This window comes from Azospirillum palustre (assembly GCF_002573965.1).
Lineage (GTDB): Bacteria > Pseudomonadota > Alphaproteobacteria > Azospirillales > Azospirillaceae > Azospirillum > Azospirillum palustre.
Genome location: NZ_PDKW01000041.1, coordinates 184,748 through 201,538, shown reverse-complemented (window position 1 = coordinate 201,538; position 16,791 = coordinate 184,748). Strand labels below are relative to the sequence as shown.

Sequence of the window (16,791 nt, the reverse complement as noted above, 5' to 3'; positions counted from 1 at the left end):
GGGCAGCGGGGCCAAGGTCGCGCCCGCATGAAAAAAGCCCCTGTCCGCGGCCGGACAGGGGCTTTTCCGTCGTTACAGGGACGGGAACGTCAGGCGGCGCCCTGCGGCCGTGCTTCGCGCAGGCAATCCGCGGGCTTGGCCTCGCGCAGGCAGTCGGCCGGCTTGGCTTCACGCAGACAATCGGCCTGCGCGGCCTCCCGCAGACAATCCGCGGGCTTCGCTTCGCGCAGGCAATCGGCGCTCTTGGCTTCCCGGAGACAGTCGGCCTGTGCGGCCTCCCGCAAGCAATCCGCCGCCTTCGCCTCCCGCAGGCAGTCGGCGCCGGCGAGCAGGCGGGCGCTGTCGCTGCGGGCGGCGTCCATGCGTTCGGCCGGGGCGGTCACGCCGTTGTGATGGAGATACTCGCCATAGACCGCGTCGCAGAACCGGAAATAGGCGCGGGTGTCGGCGACGATGAACTCGTGCCACAGGTCGTCGCAGGCGGCCGATTGCGGAACGATGTCGCGGTCGGGATGCTCGGCGCAGGCCAGCAGGAATGCCTTCAGCTGGGCCAGCGCGATCTCGGACGTGGGGCGGGACATCCCCGCGGCGACCGCGCGGTCGACGACATAGCCGAAGTCGAAGCCGGCGATGATGTCATGGGCACGGGTGGTGTCGGTCTTGGTGGCGCCGCGCATGGGATCCTCCGAAGCTGCTTTTTCGGTTCGCTCTCTGATGGGGGACAGAGATATCCGAGAGCACCGCTCGGATGTTGTGACACAGCATAATCCGATATGTGAGATTATTTTTGGTCCTAAGCCCCAGGGTGGGGGTGGGGACCTCAAATCGTCGGAGTCTTATGCGGAGCGGCGATGTCGAGCGCCACAACCGCACCTGCCCCTGCCGGCCGGGCCGCCGTCATCTGCTCCACCAGTGCCGACAGGCGGTCGGGCATGATCGGCTTGGCGGCGACGATGACGCCCATCTCCGTCGCGCGGGCGGTCACGGCGCCGTCGAGCCGGCCGGAGATCAGCACCGCCGGGATCCTGAGGCCGAGCCGGCGCCAGACGGTGTCGATGAAATCCAGGCCGTTCTCGGTGGCGGACAGGTGATAGTCGGCGATCACCGCATCGGGCCGGATATCGCCGCCTTCCACCGCGCGCAACCCCTGGGCCACGCTGGAGGCGCCGACGACGCGATGGCCGGCGGTGTTGAGGAACATCGAGATGGCGGACAGCACGAACTGGTCGTCGTCGATCACCAGGATGGCGATCTCGCCGCTCTTCGCCGGTGCATCCGCCAGCGTCGCCAGCCCGGCGACCGCCGCCGGGGCGGGGGCTGGGGCAGGGGCAGGGGCGGGGACAGGCGGAACCTCGACCCGCCGCATCGGCTCCAGGGCGGGCTCCACCGGCGCCAGCGGCAGGGTGACCGAGAAGACCGAGCCCTTGCCCGGCGTGGAGCGCACCTTGACCGGGTGGTCCAGCACGCCGGCCAGCCGCCGGACGATCGACAGGCCGAGACCGATGCCGTTGTCGCGGTTGCGCTCCGGGTTGCCGATCTGGTGGAACTCCTCCCAGATGGCGTCCAGCCGGTCCTCGGGAATGCCGATGCCGGTGTCGCGCACCTCGACGATCAGGCTGCCGCCGGACTCCAGGCAGGCGACCTGCACTTGGCCCGTGGGGGTGTAGCGGATCGCGTTGTCGATCAGGTTGCCCAGCAGGCGCAGCAGCAGCACCCGGTCGGTCAGCACCGGGGCGCGGTACTGCGGCACGGAGAAGGCCAGCCCCTTGTCGCGGGCGACCGGCCCGTATTGCGAGTCCAGCGCGTCGAACAGGTCGGCGACCTCATGCACCGCAATGTTGGCGGTGACGCCGCCGGCATCGAGCCGCGATACCTCCAGCAGCTCGTCCAGCAGCTGCTTCAGCGTCATCACCACCTGTTCGATCTTGCGCGCCGACTCCGCCACCTTGGGGTTGGGGGCGGTGGCGCGCAGCATGGCGGTCAGCATCAGCAGCGACTGGGCCGGCTGGCGCAAATCGTGGCTGGCGGCGGCCATGAACTTCGCCTTCGACGCCACCGCCTGTTCCGCCCGCTCCTTGGCGATGTGCAGATCGATGGCGTTCTGGCGGAAGGTGTCGAGCGCCTTGGCCATGCGGCCGATCTCGTCGTCGCGGTGGCGCACCGGCACGGTCACCGTCACGTCGCCGGCGGCCAGATCGGCCATGGCGCGGGTCATGCCGGCAATCGGCAGCGTCACCCCGCGCGTCGCCCAGATCACGCCCAGCACCACCAGCAGAAGCGTGACGGCGCCGATGCCGCCCAGCACCAGCACATGATGGCGGATGGCCGCGTCGGTCGGCCCGGTGTCGAGCCGGACCAGCAGCGTGCCGATGGTGCGCGAACCGCCGCTGCGGTCCTGGCGGGTCAGCGGCACGGCCGCGGCGGTGGTCGCCGGATTGGCTCCCGTATTGACGGCCGCATCCGCAACGGCGGCGGAGCCCGGCTTGCGGTAGATGGCGAAGCGCTCGCCATGGGTGCCGAGGATCACCGCCTCGGCGAAGCTGTCGATCGAGCGCAGCGGGCTCAGCGCCGTCAGCGCCTCCTCCGGGTCGAGGTCCCACAGCGCATTCGTCACGTCGTCGAGCACGATGCGGGTCGCCATCTCCGCGCGGATCGCCAGCTCGGCCCTGGTGTTGCGCACGTCGGACTGGATCAGCACGCCCATCGGCACGGCGACCAGCACCGACACCAGCACCACCGCCGATGCGGTGGACCGGGCAACCAGGCTCCGTGAGAAGATTTTCAAGAACATGCCGAAGCCTACGAAAACACGACGACCACGAACGATGCGCGGCGGCATTCTATCCGACTCGGACGCCAAACACGACAGCGACGTCAATGCCAGCGGTCATGCGGCTGTCGTCCGTAGTAGTAGGAAAAAAGGCAGTATGACTGTTTCGAATCGTTTCTTCTTCTTCTTGTTAAGTTGCGCGTGTAAAAATTCCCGCCGGGTTCCGATACATTCGATTGGGAGCGGGGTAGCCGTTGGCGTAGCCGTCGGGGAGCGGAGCAATGGGAACGGGCATCATCATCGCCCTTGCGCATGGCGTCGGCCTGCTGGCGCTGGTTCTGCTTGGCTATCGCCATGTCCTGCGGCGGTTCGGCGCCCGGCGCGGCGCCTTCGCAGCACTCTCCGGCCTGCTGTTCGGCGTGGCCGCCGTCCTTTCCATGCTGGATGCCTACCCGGTCGCCGACGGGGTGCTGGTCGATTTGCGCAACGCGATGATCGGGCTGGCCGGCCTGTTCGGCGGCCTGCCGGCGGCGCTCCTGTCGGCCGCCATCGCCGGGGCGGTGCGGCTGTGGCTGGGCGGGGTGGGGGCGACGACCGGGCTTGCCGGTATGCTGCTGACCGCTCTGGTCGCCCCGCTGCTGGCCCGCCCGATGGAGCGGCGCGCCGCCGGCAAAGCCCGAAGAGGCGATGGCAAGGGCGCCTTCGGCTTCGGCCTCCTGGCGCTGTTCGGTCTGGCGCTTGCGCCGCTGACCCTGCTGGCCTTCCTGCTGCTGCCCGACTTCGACCTCGCCATGCGGGTGATGGAGGAGGCGGCGCTGCCGTTGATGGCCTTCACCACGCTGGGCATCGGCCTGCTCGGCACCATGCTGGCGCGCGAGCACCGGCGCTTCGCCGACGAGGGAGCGCTGGCCGAGAACGCCGCCCTGTTCCGCGCCGTCTTCGACAGCTCCGCCGACATCCATGTCGTGCTGCGCGTCACCCCCGACGGCGGCTTCACCCTGCATTGCGCCAACGAGGCCGCCGCCTGCGCGATGGGCGACCGGGTGGCGCAGGCGAAGGGGCGGCCGCTCGACGCGCTGCTGCCGCCCGATCTCGCCGCCAAGGTGATGGCCGACCTGCAATCCTGCATCGACGCCGCCGCCCCCACCCGCTTCGAGGAGCAGCACACCCACAACGGCGTCACCCGCTGGTGGGAGGTGTCGCAGGTGCCGATCCGCGACGAGAGCGGCGCCATCGTCCTGCTGTCGGTCGGCGCCCGCGACATCACCCGCCGGCACGAAGCGGAGCGGGCGATCCGCGCCAGCGAGGCGCGCTACCGCTTGCTGGCGCGCAGCGTCACCGACATCATCGGCCGCATCGGGCTGGACGGCGTGCGCCGTTTCTGTTCGGAGGCGACGCGCGACAGCCTGGGCTGCCCGCCCGCCGATCTGGTCGGCCGGCCGCTGGTGGAGCGGGTGCACCCCGACGACCGCGACGCCCTATCCGCCGGCCTCGCCCGCCTGACGCCCGACCGCCCGACCCTGAAGACCACCTACCGGCTGCGCCATGCCGACGGCCGCTGGGTGTGGATCGAGGCGGCGGTGCGGCTGGTCGCCGACGACTGGGGGGCGCCGCAGGATTACGTCAGCGTCGAGCGCGACGTCACCTCGCGCAAGATCATGGAGGCGGAGCTTCAGGACGCCCGCCACGCGGCGGAGGCGGCCAGCCGCAGCAAGTCCGAATTCCTGGCGAGCCTGAGTCACGAGCTGCGCACGCCGATGAACGCCGTCATCGGCTTCGCCGACCTGATCGCGCGGGAGTCGGAGGGGCCGGTCGGCAACGCCCATTACCGCGACTTCGCCGTCAACATCCGCGACAGCGGCCAGCATCTCTTGGAGCTGATCAACGAGATCCTCGACCATGTCCGCGCCGAATCCGGCCAGCTGATTCTCGACGACGAGCCGGTCGATCTCGACGCCGCCGCCGTCTTCGCCGTCCGCCTGCTGACCCCGCGCGCCGCCCGCGCCGGCATCGCCCTGTCGGCGCGGGTCGCCCCCGCCGCTCGCCACTTGCGCGGCGACGAGCGGCGCATCCGCCAGATCCTGCTGAACCTGCTGTCCAACGCGGTGAAATACACGCCGTCGGGCGGTTCGGTGTCGCTGACCGCCGATCCGGCGCCCGACGGCGGCCTGCTGCTGGAGGTGCGGGACAACGGCGTCGGCATCCCCGAACAGGATCTGGACCGCGTCCTGCTGGCCTATGCCCGCGTCGCCACCCCGGAGAACCGCCAGACCGAGGGCGCCGGCCTCGGCCTGCCGCTGACCCGCCGGCTGGTGGAGCTGCATGGCGGCACGCTGACCCTGGCGAGCCGGGTGGGGCAGGGCACCACCGTCACCATCCATTTCCCGCCCGAGCGCGCCACCGGCGCCATGGCCGGTGAGATGGCCGGCGAGGCGGGCGGCGAAGCGGCCGCTGCACCGGCGGCCCAGTCTGTGGGGGGCCGGCCCGGCCTGTCGATCCTGATGGTGGACGACGACCACAACATCCGCGAGAACGGCAGCGCCCTGCTGCGCAGCTGGGGCCACCGGGTGACCGCCGCGTCCGGTGCCGGCGAGGCCCTGGTGGTGCTGCGCGGGTCCGAACCGCTGGACCTGCTGTTCAGCGACATCGTGATGCCGCCGGGGATGAACGGGGCGGAGCTGGCGCGCGAGGCGCGGCGCCTGCGCCCCGACCTGCCGGTTCTGCTGGCGTCGGGCTTCGCCGCCCATGCGGTGGTTGCCGACGACGTGGCGATGGGCGGCTACGACCTGATCGCCAAGCCCTATGACCCGGCGGAGCTGCGCCAGCATCTCGACCGCCTGCGCCCGCGGCCGGTCCCCGCGCCGGCTGTCCCCGCTCCAGCGATCCCCTCTGCGGCCGTCCCCCCGCCGCCCGCGCCGTTTTCGCGCCCGGAGCCCCGGCCTGAGCCGGAACCCGCCCCGGCCCCCGCCGCCGAGCCGTCCCGAGTGCCGTCTGGAGTGCCGGCTCCCCCGCCGTCTCCGCCCCCGCTGCTCCCGCCGCCGGCCGCGGCCGAACCGCCGGCCCTGCGTCCCGCTCCCGCCCCGCCCGCGGGCGGGGCCTTGCGCATCCTGGTGGTGGAGGATGTGGAGATGAACCGCCTGCTGGTCGTCACGCTGCTGACGCAGGCCGGCCACCGGGTGGCGGCGGTGGAGAACGGCGCCGAGGCGGTGGAGGCGGTGGAGGCGGTGGCGCAGGCGGCCAAGGGGGTGGATGGGGGCGAGCCCTTCGACGCCATCCTGATGGACATCAACATGCCGGTGATGGACGGGCTGGAGGCGACGCGCCTGATCCGCGCCATGCCGGGTCCGGAGTCCCGCGTCGCCATCGTGGCCCTGACCGCCAACACCTTCCCCGACGACATCGCCCGCTGCTACGAGACCGGCATGGACTGCCACGTGCCGAAGCCCATCGACCGCGCCCAACTGCTGAGCGAGGTTGCGCGGTGCGTGGCATCGCGGCGGGCGGTGGGGGCGATGGGGTAGGGGGCTGGTCTGTCTTCGGCCCCGGTTCGGTTGTGACTCCTGTCTTCCATTCCGACATTCCTGCGACGGGCGAGGTGAAGCGATTTTCAGGGAAGAAAAGCGAGTGAGTGCTCACGCCCATTCCGATCAAAAACTTTGGAATGGTGCAGCTCTACTAACCGCGGCAGGATCAAATGGCAGAGGCAGAACCGAACTTCTGTGACTATCGGGAAAATTGCCAATCGGTGAATTTTTGGGTGATATCTGCTTTATTTCAAGTGCGGATATCACCCAGATTCTAAAGTCGGCGGAAAAGAAGAACTCAATTATGCCATGTTGGAAAGAACATCCAGAATAATGATGTCCTTGAAGATATTAATCATTGCGCTGTTTGAGACTCAGGGCGCTGCAAATTGAAGTGGCCCTGCAACTCAATGATAAGCTGGCGAAACTCGGCGAGTTCGCGTTCAGCCTCGGTTTGTGTCATCCGCGCTAAGTGTTGGGCCGCTTTTTGTTTTCCAGTGTCGCTGAATTTGAATTTAAGTCTCAAAGCGTCGTTAGGTTCAAGCCCTTCGAACGGGTTAGGTCCTCCCGCTGCCATAGCTCCGACCAGAGTAGTCGATAGAAGTGCACCGAGGTCCTTGACCGGTTCCAGCCACTTGCGGCTTTCCGCCCGCTGCCACAATGCGTCTGTGTAAAAGGCCTCTAGGTCAATGGAGAGTTGGAACCCTTGACGTGCCAGATTTCTCAGCCTAAGGGGTGTCCGAAGGGAGATTGCTTTTAATCCGTACGTATGCAGGTTGAGGCGGGTAATCTCTTCAGTGAGGGATTTGTGCGCGCGCCGCCCACTCGCATCTGTGTCGAAGATTGCTGCCGCTTTGGCTCTTTCTTGGGTTGGGCGATGACGTAACGTTAGTAGCCATGCCAGTGCGCGACTTTCGAGCGCATTGGCGCTACCGAAGGCTCCATCGCCAGCACATATATTGATTGTATCGACTGGAAATTCAGAGAATGTTTCCCAAGCTTTTGTAATTACTTTCCTATCACTCTCCCCCTCTACAAATACGGTAGGCCGTTTCTGTGTAGCGATGTCACGAACTTGCTCGAGTTGTTCACGCAGTTCGTCATAGCGAGCTTTTGCTTGCGCAACATAGGGCGCCACAATTGGCATTAAACCCATGCTTTCATCTACTTGGTCAGGTGTGCGTGTTTCAATACAAGTGTTTTTTCCGTCTTTTGAGACGAAGTGAGACACGAGCCACTCTGCCGCTTCAGGACGATGTTGATCGAGTCTATAGAATATCGGTGAATGTGTAGTAAAAAACAGTTGAAAATGGCTTGCTTCTGCAACTAAATCAACGAAATCGCTTGCCATACGAAAGGCAGACGACATTTCAACATTGTTCTCTGGCTCTTCGAAGCCCCAGATATGGGTGTATCTAACGCCTCCGCGTGTCAATAATTCGTCGCGCTTTACAGCAATAAACTTGAGAATCATTGGGATGTGCCGGATCTTGATCCCATCGCCACGACGGGAGAGCGGCACTTCACCAGAATTAATTTCTAAGTTTTCGAAGATCTGGCGAAGGTTTTCTGGTAAACGCATAGCTGCCTCTGCACCAAATGCGGTGCGCAGCGTATCGAGCAAATCGTGAAGTTGTTCACCCAACTGGGTCTGGAATGCGCCAGCCGATTCTTTAAGTGGCTCTTCCGCAACTGAGGATAGAACGTCATAGAGTCTACCTTGCAAGTCTGCAAAGAAAGCTTTGTCTTTAATAGCTGGAACGTAGGTAAATCGAATACGATCCATCAAAGCCGGTATTTTACTGCGCGGAGGAAAGTCTGTTCCATCAATAAAAGTACGTGTTTCCATGCGCTTTGCTTCGCCATCGAACCGCCATACTTTACGCCATTCGACCTCAGCTGGCGCGTCCTCGCGCAGATAACCGTCAGGCAACTTGAATACTATTTTAATTTCGATTTGCGGAGCCGTTCTTTGTCGCACCACCGCGAACTGATTGAAATCTCTAGAAAAATCAAACGACTCGCCTGGATTCGTCTCTCCGTTGAAGAATAGGTTGATGGCACGTAGCACATTTGACTTGCCGGCATCGTTTGAGCCAACAAGCGTTGTAATCCAATCGGCAGGAATCTCGGCAGCAGAGATTGAGCGAAAATTTCGAATCGAAATAGAGCTTATCAACGTTCCGTCTCCGTACAGGGTTATTCAGCAAGCGCTGAACGACCGTTCCAAACCCCTTTGGGTTGAACTAAACAATCTATATTGGATAGTATTTTAATAAAGCGTAAAGTGGTATCCGCCCAACGCCCAGAGCCTTCGGGCGGCAAGGATCGTCGATCTTGTGACTGACAAGGCCGCTCGTCAGCAATTTTTAAATAGGCACTTCAAGGTCCCCTCCAGTTCAGATCCGGCCGTTCTCTCATCCACCCACCCACACTTTTCCCAAAACCTCCCCGCACAGGAGCAAATTCCCATAATCTCTCCGCAATGCCCACTCATTCGCGGAGCCACGCCATGCCCCTCGACAGCCGCAGCTTCACCAACGACCAGTTCCCCCGCTGGGCCGAAGAGCCGCCGACCCCGTCGGAAAGCTCGCTGGTTCCCGGTTCGCAGTTCCATGAGGAACAGTGGATCATGGCCGCCGGCATGTTGGCGCGGGGCAACAGCTTCCTCCAGGTCTCGCGCGCCATGGGGTGCAGCCGGACGACGCTGTGGCGGGCCTATTACGGCTCCAAGGATTTCCGTCACAGGGTGTGGTGGGAACGGCAGGCGCTGAACCGCGAGGCCGAGCTGCGCCTGTCCTCGCTGCGGGTGCTGGTAGCCGAGCAGATCGAGCGGCTGGTTACGTCGGGCGATCCCGCCACCGTCCGCTGGCTGGCCGAGCGGCTCGGCCTGTTCGCCGGCCTCGACCTGCCCGCGGCCAAGCGGCAGGACGCGCAGCCCGACCGGCGCTCCGCCGGGCACGCCGCTCCTCCGCCCGCCGCCGAAGCGGCTGCCGGGCCCGCCGCGCACCCCGCCCCCAGGCCGGCCCCGAAGCCCGAGGACCCGCCCGCCGTCACCGTTCCCGAACTCGACGACGACGACATCCCCGGCGCCATCCGCGAGCGCCATCCGCCCAGCCCGGCGATGATCGCTGCCGTCGTCGCCCAGCCGGAGGCGGCGGGGCCGAAGGGCGTCTTCCCCTACACGCTCAACCAGTATGAGGAGTATCCCAACCTCAACCCCGGCCCGGTCGGCCGCCGCGCGGCCGGCGCCTTCTCCTGGCGCCGGTAGGGGGCGGCCGGACGATGGAACATCCGCCGGAAAGCGTTCCACGCCGTTCCATCCTCCGCCGGACGCGGGACCGCTCCCGCCGGGGGGACTGCCGGGGGGCGTGCCGGAGCGCTTGATCCGGCGGCCGAACTGTCCGACCCTGCGGGTCCGTTCGACTCCCGAGGATCATGCGATGACCGCCACCCCCGCCTTCACCTGCGTGCTCGATGCCCGTGCCAGGCTGGGGGAGGGGCCGGTCTGGTCGCTGGACGAGCAGGCGCTCTATTGGGTGGACATCAAGGGCAAGGCGCTGAACCGCTTCGATCCGGCGACCGGGGCCGCCCGTGCGATGGCCCTGCCGGAGGAGATCGGCTGCGTCGCCCCGCGCAAGGGCGGCGGCTTCATCGCCGGCCTGCGCTCCGGCCTGTGGCAGCTGGACGGGGAGGGGCGGCCGGTGACCTGCCTCGCCGCCAATCCGGAGGACCAGGGCGCCAGCCGCTTCAACGACGGCAAGACCGATCCCGCCGGCCGCTATCTGGCCGGCACGCTGGACGAGCCGAAGGCCGGCGGCAAGGCGCATCTCTACCGCTACGACCGCCGCGGGCTGGCGGTGCTGGCCGGCGGGCTGCTGACCTCCAACGGGCTGGCCTTCAGCCCGGACGGGCGGACGCTCTACCACGCCGACACGCCGACCTTCACCGTCCGCCGCTACCGCTACGATCCGGCGACCGGCGCGGTCTCCGACGGCGAGGTCTTTGTCCGGCTGGAGCCGAAGGACGGCGACCGCGGCCGGCCGGACGGGGCGGCGGTGGATGCCGAGGGCTGCTATTGGTCGGCGCTGTACGAGGGCGGGCGGGTCGCGCGCTTCTCGCCGGAGGGGGTGCTGCTGTCGGAACATCCGCTGCCGGCGCGCTGCCCGACCATGGTGGCCTTCGGCGGTCCCGACCTGCGCACGCTCTACGTCACCACCGCCAGCGCCGGCCGCCCGGCCGACGAGCTGGAGCGGCTGCCGCAGTCGGGCGGGCTGTTCGCCATGACGGTCGATGTGCCGGGCCTGCCGGTCCCGCCCTTCGACCCGGCGGCCTGACGGCAGGGGAGGGGGCCGATGTTCCGCAAGTTCGTCTATCTGCTGGCCCTGGCGCGCGAGAAGCATTTCGGCCGCGCGGCGGAGAGCTGCCACGTCTCGCAGCCGACCCTCTCCAACGCCATCCGCCAGCTGGAGGAGGAGCTTCAGGTCCCCATCGTCGAGCGCGGCCAGAAGTTCGAAGGCTTCACGCCGGAGGGGCTGAAGGTGCTGGAATACGCCCGCCGCATCGTCGGCGAGCGCGACAGCCTGCGCCACGAGCTTCTGGCGCTGGCCCAGGGCGTCACCGGCCATCTGCGGCTGGGCGCCATCCCCACTGCCCTGCCGGTGATCCCGCATGTGCTGACGCCCTTCACCACCCGCTTTCCGCACATCCGCTCCAGCGTCGTGTCGCTCAGTTCGCGCGAGATCCAGCGCGGGCTCGACGAGTTCGAGCTGGACGCCGCCATCACCTATCTCGACAACGAGCCGCTGAACAACGTCCGCACCCTGCCGCTCTACACCGAGCGCTACCACCTGCTGGCCCGCCGCGACGACCTGTCGGACGAGCTGATCGCGCAAGGGGCGGTGCCGTGGGAGAAGGCGGCGGGCTTGCGGCTCTGCCTGCTGACCCCGGACATGCAGAACCGCCGCATCGCCGACACCGCCTTCCGCATGACTGGGCGGACGGTGGAGCCGGCGATGGAGACCAACTCCATCGTCACCCTCTACACCATCGTCCGCGCCGGCACCTGCGCCAGCATCGTCCCCGGCCAGCTGCTGACCTTCGTGCCGCCGCATCCCGACATCGTCGCCCTGCCGCTGGTCGATCCGGAGCTGAGCCACGTCGTCGGGCTGGCCTATGCCGACCGCGACCCGCCGCCGCCGCTCGCCAAGGCGCTGGCGGTGGCAGCCGCCGACGCCGACATCGCCCAGCGCGTCGCCATCGGCGTCGCCGACGCCATGATCCCCTGGCGGCTGGCGATCCGCTGAGCCGTCGTCGCGGCGCTTGATAGCCAAAAGCTATCACGCCATCAGAAAATACAATTTGCTGGTATACCGTATCCTCCGCCACTCTAACGGTGCCGGGCGACGAGAGACGTCCGGAAAAAGCCAACAGAGCCAAGCCAGAACGACGCCGACCCCAAGAGCGGCGCGGACGATCGCAAGGAGGGACACCCGTGAACGCTTGCCATCCGTGGAGCGCTGAGCGCGCCATGACGATTGTCGAAGACAATCGGCATCTGCGCGGCGCCCTGCTGCCGATCCTCCACGCCCTGCAGGAAGAGTTCGGCTACATCGACGAGGAAGCCATCCCCCTGCTGGCGACGGAGCTGAACCTCTCGCGCGCCGACGTGCATGGCGTGGTGTCCTTCTATCACGAATTCCGCCGCGAAAAGCCCGGCCGCCACACCATCAAGGTCTGCCGGGCCGAGGCCTGCCAGTCGATGGGCGCCAACGCGCTGGTCGACCACATCAAGACGCGGTTGCAGGTCGATTTCCACGGCACCACCGCCGACGGCGCCTTCACGTTGGAACCGGTCTTCTGCCTGGGCAACTGCGCCCTGTCCCCCGCCGTCATGATCGACGAGAACCTGCACGGCCGGGTCTCGCCCGACCGCTTCGACGAGCTGGCGGCCGAGACGCGGGCCAACCCGCACGCCCACAACCAGATCCCCCGCGCTCTCAGCCACTCCCATAAGGGTCACGCGCAATGAGCGGCCACCTGATCACCGTCTTCGTCCCGCGCGACTCCGCCGCCCTGTCGGTCGGCGCCGATGCGGTCGCCGCCGCCATCCGGGCCGAGGCCACCAGGCGCGACCTGCCGCTGCGCATCGTCCGCAACGGCTCGCGCGGCATGCTCTATCTGGAGCCGCTGGTCGAGGTGGAGACTGCGCAAGGTCGCGTCGCCTACGGCCCGGTCACCCCGGCCGACGTGCCCGGCCTGTTCGACGCCGGCTTCCTGACCGGTGGGGAGCATGCGCTGGGCCATGGCCTGACCGAGGAAATCCCCTATTTCAAGAAGCAGGAGCGGCTGACCTTCGCCCGCTGCGGCATCATCGATCCGCTGTCGGTCGAAGACTACCGCGCCCATGGCGGCTTCCGCGGGCTGGAGAACGCGCTGGCGATGTCCCAGGCGGAGATCGTCAAGGCGGTGACCGACAGCGGCCTGCGCGGCCGCGGCGGCGCAGGCTTCCCCACGGGCATCAAGTGGAACACGGTGATGCAGGCACCGGCGGACGAGAAGTTCGTCTGCTGCAATGCCGACGAGGGCGACAGCGGCACCTTCGCCGACCGCATGATCATCGAAGGCGATCCCTTCTGCCTGATCGAGGGCATGACCATCGCCGCCATCGCGGTGGGGGCGACCTCCGGCTACGTCTACATGCGCTCGGAATACCCGCACGCCACGGCGACCCTGCGCCACGCGATCAAGCTCGCCTATGACGAGGGCTGGCTCGGCGACAACATCCACGGCACCGACCGCACCTTCCACCTCGACGTCCGCGTCGGCGCTGGCGCCTACATCTGCGGCGAAGAGACCGCCATGCTGGAAAGCCTGGAAGGCAAGCGCGGCATGGTGCGCGCCAAGCCGCCGCTGCCGGCGCTGGAAGGCCTGTTCGGCAAGCCGACCGTGGTCAACAACGTGCTGTCGCTCTGCTCGGTGCCGATCATCCTCGACAAGGGCGGCGACTATTACCGCGACTTCGGCGTCGGCCGGTCGCGCGGCACGCTGCCCTTCCAGCTCGCCGGCAACATCAGGAATGGCGGCATCGTCGAGAAGGCCTTCGGCATCACCCTGCACGAGCTGCTGTACGAGTATGGCGGCGGCACCATCACCGGCCGGCCGATCCGTGCGGTGCAGGTCGGCGGTCCGCTGGGCGCCTACCTGCCGCCCTCGCAGTTCGACCTGCCCAAGGACTACGAGGCCTTCGCGGCGCAGGAGGCGATGGTCGGCCATGGCGGCATCGTCGTCTTCGACGACAGCGTCGACATGGCCCAGCAGGCCCGCTTCGCCATGGAGTTCTGCGTCGCCGAGTCCTGCGGCAAATGCACCCCCTGCCGCATCGGCTCGACCCGCGGGATGGAGACGCTGGACAAGATCATCGCCGGCAAGAACGTCGATGCGAACTTGGACCTGCTCGCCGACCTCTGCGACGTGATGGTGGACGGCTCGCTCTGCGCCATGGGCGGCATGACGCCCTATCCGGTGCGCAGCGCGGTGAAGCACTTCCCGGAAGACTTCCGCAAGAAGCAGCACGCCGTCCGCGTCACCCACATCGCCGCCGAATAACGAGCGACCCCAGGAGCACCCGAGATGACCCTCATCCACGAGACCGACTACGGCACCCCGGCCCGCGTCTCCGAGACCCTGGTGACGCTGGAGATCGACGGCCGCGCCATCACCGTTCCCGAAGGCACCTCCGTGATGCGCGCCGCGATGGACGCCGGCATCACCGTGCCGAAGCTGTGCGCCACCGACAGCCTGGAGCCCTTCGGCTCCTGCCGCCTCTGCGCGGTGGAGATCGAGGGGCGCCGCGGCACCCCGGCGTCCTGCACCACTCCCGTCGCCCCCGGCATGAAGGTCCACACCCAGACCGACAAGCTGGCCAAGCTGCGCCGCGGCGTGATGGAGCTGTACATCTCCGACCATCCGCTCGACTGCCTGACCTGTGCGGCCAACGGTGATTGCGAGTTGCAGGACATGGCCGGTGCCGTCGGCCTGCGCAACGTGCGGTATGGTTTCGAAGGCGAAAACCACCGCGCCGCCGCGAAGGACGAGAGCAACCCGTACTTCACCTTCGACGCCTCCAAATGCATCGTCTGCTCGCGCTGCGTCCGCGCCTGCCAGGAAACCCAGGGCACCTTCGCGCTGACCATCGACGGACGCGGCTTCGCCTCCTCGGTGTCGCCGGGCGCCAACGAGAGCTTCATGGACAGCGAGTGCGTGTCCTGCGGCGCCTGCGTCCAGGCTTGCCCGACCGCGACCCTGACCGAGAAGTCGATCATCGAGCACGGTCAGCCCGAGCACAGCGTCATCACCACCTGCGCCTACTGCGGCGTCGGCTGCTCCTTCAAGGCCGAGCTGCAGGGCACTACGGTGGTCCGCATGACGCCGTGGAAGGACGGCGGCGCCAACGAGGGCCATTCTTGCGTCAAGGGCCGCTTCGCCTGGGGCTACGCCACCCACAAGGACCGCATCATGAAGCCCATGGTGCGCGAGAAGATCACCGACCCGTGGCGTGAAGTGTCGTGGGAAGAGGCGGTCGCCTACGCCGCCGAGCGGCTGAAGGCGGTGCAGGCCAAGTACGGCCGCGGCTCCATCGGCGGCATCACCTCGTCGCGCTGCACGAATGAAGAGGTCTATGTCGTCCAGAAGATGATCCGGGCCGCCTTCGGCACCAACAACATCGACACCTGCGCCCGCGTCTGCCATTCGCCGACCGGCTATGGCCTGTCGCAGACCTTCGGCACCTCGGCCGGCACCCAGGATTTCCGCAGCGTCGACAAGTCCGACGTCATCCTGGTCATCGGCGCCAACCCGACCGACGGCCACCCGGTGTTCGGCTCGCGCATGAAGAAGCGTCTGCGCGCCGGGGCCAAGCTGATCGTCGTCGATCCGCGCCGCATCGATCTGGTGCGCAGCCCGCACGTCCAGGCCGAGCACCATCTCCAACTCCAGCCCGGCACCAACGTCGCCGTGGTCAACGCCATCGCCCACGTCATCGTCACCGAGGGGCTGGTCAACCGCCCCTTCGTCGAGGGGCGCTGCGATCCCAAGGAGTTTGCGAAGTGGGAGGCGTTCATCGCCGAGCACCGCAACTCGCCGGAATATCTGGAATCGCGCACCGGCGTTCCGGCCGATCAGGTCCGCGCCGCCGCCCGTCTCTATGCCACCGGCGGCAACGCCGCGATCTACTACGGCCTGGGCGTGACCGAGCACAGCCAGGGCTCCAGCACGGTGATGGCGATCGCCAACCTCGCGATGGCGACCGGCAACATCGGCCGCGAGGGCGTCGGCGTGAACCCGCTGCGCGGCCAGAACAACGTGCAGGGCTCCTGCGACATGGGCTCCTTCCCGCACGAGCTGCCGGGCTACCGCCATGTGTCGGACGATGTCGTCCGCCACGAGTTCGAGACCGCCTGGGGCGTCACGCTGGATCCGGAACCCGGTCTGCGCATTCCCAACATGTTCGACAGTGCGCATGACGGCAGCTTCCGCGGCCTCTTCGTGCAGGGCGAGGACATCGTCCAGTCCGATCCCAACACCAACCACGTCACCTCGGCCCTGGAATCGCTGGACATCGTCATCGTCCAAGACCTCTTCCTGAACGAGACGGCGGCCTTCGCCCACGTCTTCTTCCCCGGCACCTCCTTCCTGGAGAAGGACGGCACCTTCACCAACGCCGAGCGCCGCATCAACCGCGTCCGCAAGGCGATGCCGTCGAAGGTGGGCCGGGACGAGCATTGGGTCGCCTGTGCGCTGGCGACGGCGATGGGCTATCCGATGCACTACGAGACCACGTCCGAGATCATGGACGAGATCGCCCGTCTGACCCCGACCTTCCGCGGCGTCAGCTTCGAGAAGCTCGACCGCGTCGGCAGCGTCCAGTGGCCCTGCACCGGCTTCGAGGACGACGACACCGGCATGGCGATCATGCATGAGGAGAGCTTCGCCCGCGGTCTCGGCCGCTTCGTCATCACCGAGTATGTGCCGACCGACGAGCGGACCACGCGGATGTATCCGCTGGTGCTGACCACCGGCCGCATCCTTGCCCACTACAATGTCGGTGCCCAGACCCGTCGCACCGCCAACGTGGCCTGGCATCCGGAGGATGTGCTGGAGATCAACCCGGTGGACGCCGAGATCCGGGGCGTGAAGGACGGCGACATGGTGTCGCTCGCCAGCCGCATGGGAGCGACGACGCTGCGCGCCGTCATCTCCGACCGCATGCCGGCCGGCGTCGTCTACACCACCTTCCACCATCCGGTGACCGGGGCCAACGTCATCACCACCGAGAATTCAGACTGGGCGACCAACTGCCCCGAATACAAAGTGACGGCGGTGCAGGTCGCCCGCAGCAACCAACCGTCGGACTGGCAGGTTGACTATGCGAAGAACGACATCGAGCGCAAGCGCATCGCCGCCGCCAACGTGATCGCCGCCGAGTGACGGCCTGAG

10 protein-coding genes are annotated in these 16,791 nt (G+C 67.0%); 7 read left to right on the top strand and 3 right to left on the bottom strand.

Annotated features, from left to right (window positions below; genetic code table 11):
* Window positions 1-89 precede the first annotated feature (89 nt).
* Window positions 90-677 (bottom strand): glycine-rich domain-containing protein, encoded by a 588-nt coding sequence (locus CRT60_RS14660; RefSeq protein ID WP_098737164.1) that lies wholly within the window; start codon window positions 675-677, stop codon window positions 90-92.
* A 143-nt stretch (window positions 678-820) separates the two neighbouring features.
* Window positions 821-2,791: a hybrid sensor histidine kinase/response regulator gene (locus CRT60_RS14655; RefSeq protein WP_098737163.1), complete on the bottom strand. Its 1,971-nt coding sequence runs from the start codon at window positions 2,789-2,791 to the stop codon at window positions 821-823.
* Window positions 2,792-3,051: 260 nt separating this feature from the next.
* On the opposite strand from CRT60_RS14655, the gene CRT60_RS14650 reads away from it, so the two are divergent.
* Window positions 3,052-6,291 carry a response regulator gene (locus CRT60_RS14650; RefSeq protein WP_098737162.1) on the top strand — a complete coding sequence of 1,080 codons (3,240 nt, stop codon included), beginning with the start codon at window positions 3,052-3,054 and terminating at the stop codon, window positions 6,289-6,291.
* A gap of 358 nt (window positions 6,292-6,649) precedes the next feature.
* Here CRT60_RS14650 and CRT60_RS14645 read toward each other — a convergent pair whose 3' ends face one another.
* Window positions 6,650-8,473 carry an ATP-dependent nuclease gene (locus tag CRT60_RS14645; RefSeq protein ID WP_143273264.1) on the bottom strand — a complete coding sequence of 608 codons (1,824 nt, stop codon included), beginning with the start codon at window positions 8,471-8,473 and terminating at the stop codon, window positions 6,650-6,652.
* 333 nt (window positions 8,474-8,806) lie between these two features.
* Between CRT60_RS14645 and CRT60_RS14640 the strand changes: the two genes are divergently transcribed.
* The 6 genes from CRT60_RS14640 (at window position 8,807) to fdhF (ending at window position 16,782) form a co-directional block, all read left to right on the top strand.
* Window positions 8,807-9,565, top strand: coding sequence for a hypothetical protein (locus CRT60_RS14640; protein ID WP_098737160.1), 759 nt, complete (start codon window positions 8,807-8,809; stop codon window positions 9,563-9,565).
* A 172-nt stretch (window positions 9,566-9,737) separates the two neighbouring features.
* A complete protein-coding gene (locus tag CRT60_RS14635; protein ID WP_098737159.1) occupies window positions 9,738-10,631 on the top strand; it encodes an SMP-30/gluconolactonase/LRE family protein in 894 nt (297 codons plus the stop codon).
* Between the two features lie 18 nt (window positions 10,632-10,649).
* Window positions 10,650-11,600, top strand: a complete 951-nt coding sequence (locus tag CRT60_RS14630; protein ID WP_098737158.1) for a LysR family transcriptional regulator — start codon at window positions 10,650-10,652, stop codon at window positions 11,598-11,600.
* 188 nt (window positions 11,601-11,788) lie between these two features.
* The gene (locus tag CRT60_RS14625; protein ID WP_098737157.1) at window positions 11,789-12,325 is read left to right on the top strand and encodes a formate dehydrogenase subunit gamma; all 537 of its coding nucleotides are present in this window, start codon (window positions 11,789-11,791) and stop codon (window positions 12,323-12,325) included.
* Window positions 12,322-13,902 carry a formate dehydrogenase beta subunit gene (locus CRT60_RS14620; RefSeq protein WP_098737156.1) on the top strand — a complete coding sequence of 527 codons (1,581 nt, stop codon included), beginning with the start codon at window positions 12,322-12,324 and terminating at the stop codon, window positions 13,900-13,902. The genes CRT60_RS14625 and CRT60_RS14620 overlap by 4 nt, the downstream gene beginning before the upstream one ends.
* Window positions 13,903-13,926: 24 nt before the next feature.
* Complete coding sequence (gene fdhF, locus CRT60_RS14615) at window positions 13,927-16,782, top strand: formate dehydrogenase subunit alpha (protein WP_098737155.1); 2,856 nt, start codon at window positions 13,927-13,929, stop codon at window positions 16,780-16,782.
* The last annotated feature ends 9 nt before the right edge of the window (window positions 16,783-16,791 follow it).

Excerpts from the sequence above, each read along its gene's own strand:
- CRT60_RS14660 (WP_098737164.1), bottom strand. The coding sequence starts at position 677 with ATGCGCGGCGCCACCAAGACCGACACCACCCGTGCCCATGACATCATC.
- CRT60_RS14655 (WP_098737163.1), bottom strand. The coding sequence starts at position 2,791 with ATGTTCTTGAAAATCTTCTCACGGAGCCTGGTTGCCCGGTCCACCGCA.
- CRT60_RS14650 (WP_098737162.1), top strand. The coding sequence starts at position 3,052 with ATGGGAACGGGCATCATCATCGCCCTTGCGCATGGCGTCGGCCTGCTG.
- CRT60_RS14640 (WP_098737160.1), top strand. The coding sequence starts at position 8,807 with ATGCCCCTCGACAGCCGCAGCTTCACCAACGACCAGTTCCCCCGCTGG.
- CRT60_RS14635 (WP_098737159.1), top strand. The coding sequence starts at position 9,738 with ATGACCGCCACCCCCGCCTTCACCTGCGTGCTCGATGCCCGTGCCAGG.
- CRT60_RS14630 (WP_098737158.1), top strand. The coding sequence starts at position 10,650 with ATGTTCCGCAAGTTCGTCTATCTGCTGGCCCTGGCGCGCGAGAAGCAT.
- CRT60_RS14620 (WP_098737156.1), top strand. The coding sequence starts at position 12,322 with ATGAGCGGCCACCTGATCACCGTCTTCGTCCCGCGCGACTCCGCCGCC.
- fdhF (WP_098737155.1), top strand. The coding sequence starts at position 13,927 with ATGACCCTCATCCACGAGACCGACTACGGCACCCCGGCCCGCGTCTCC.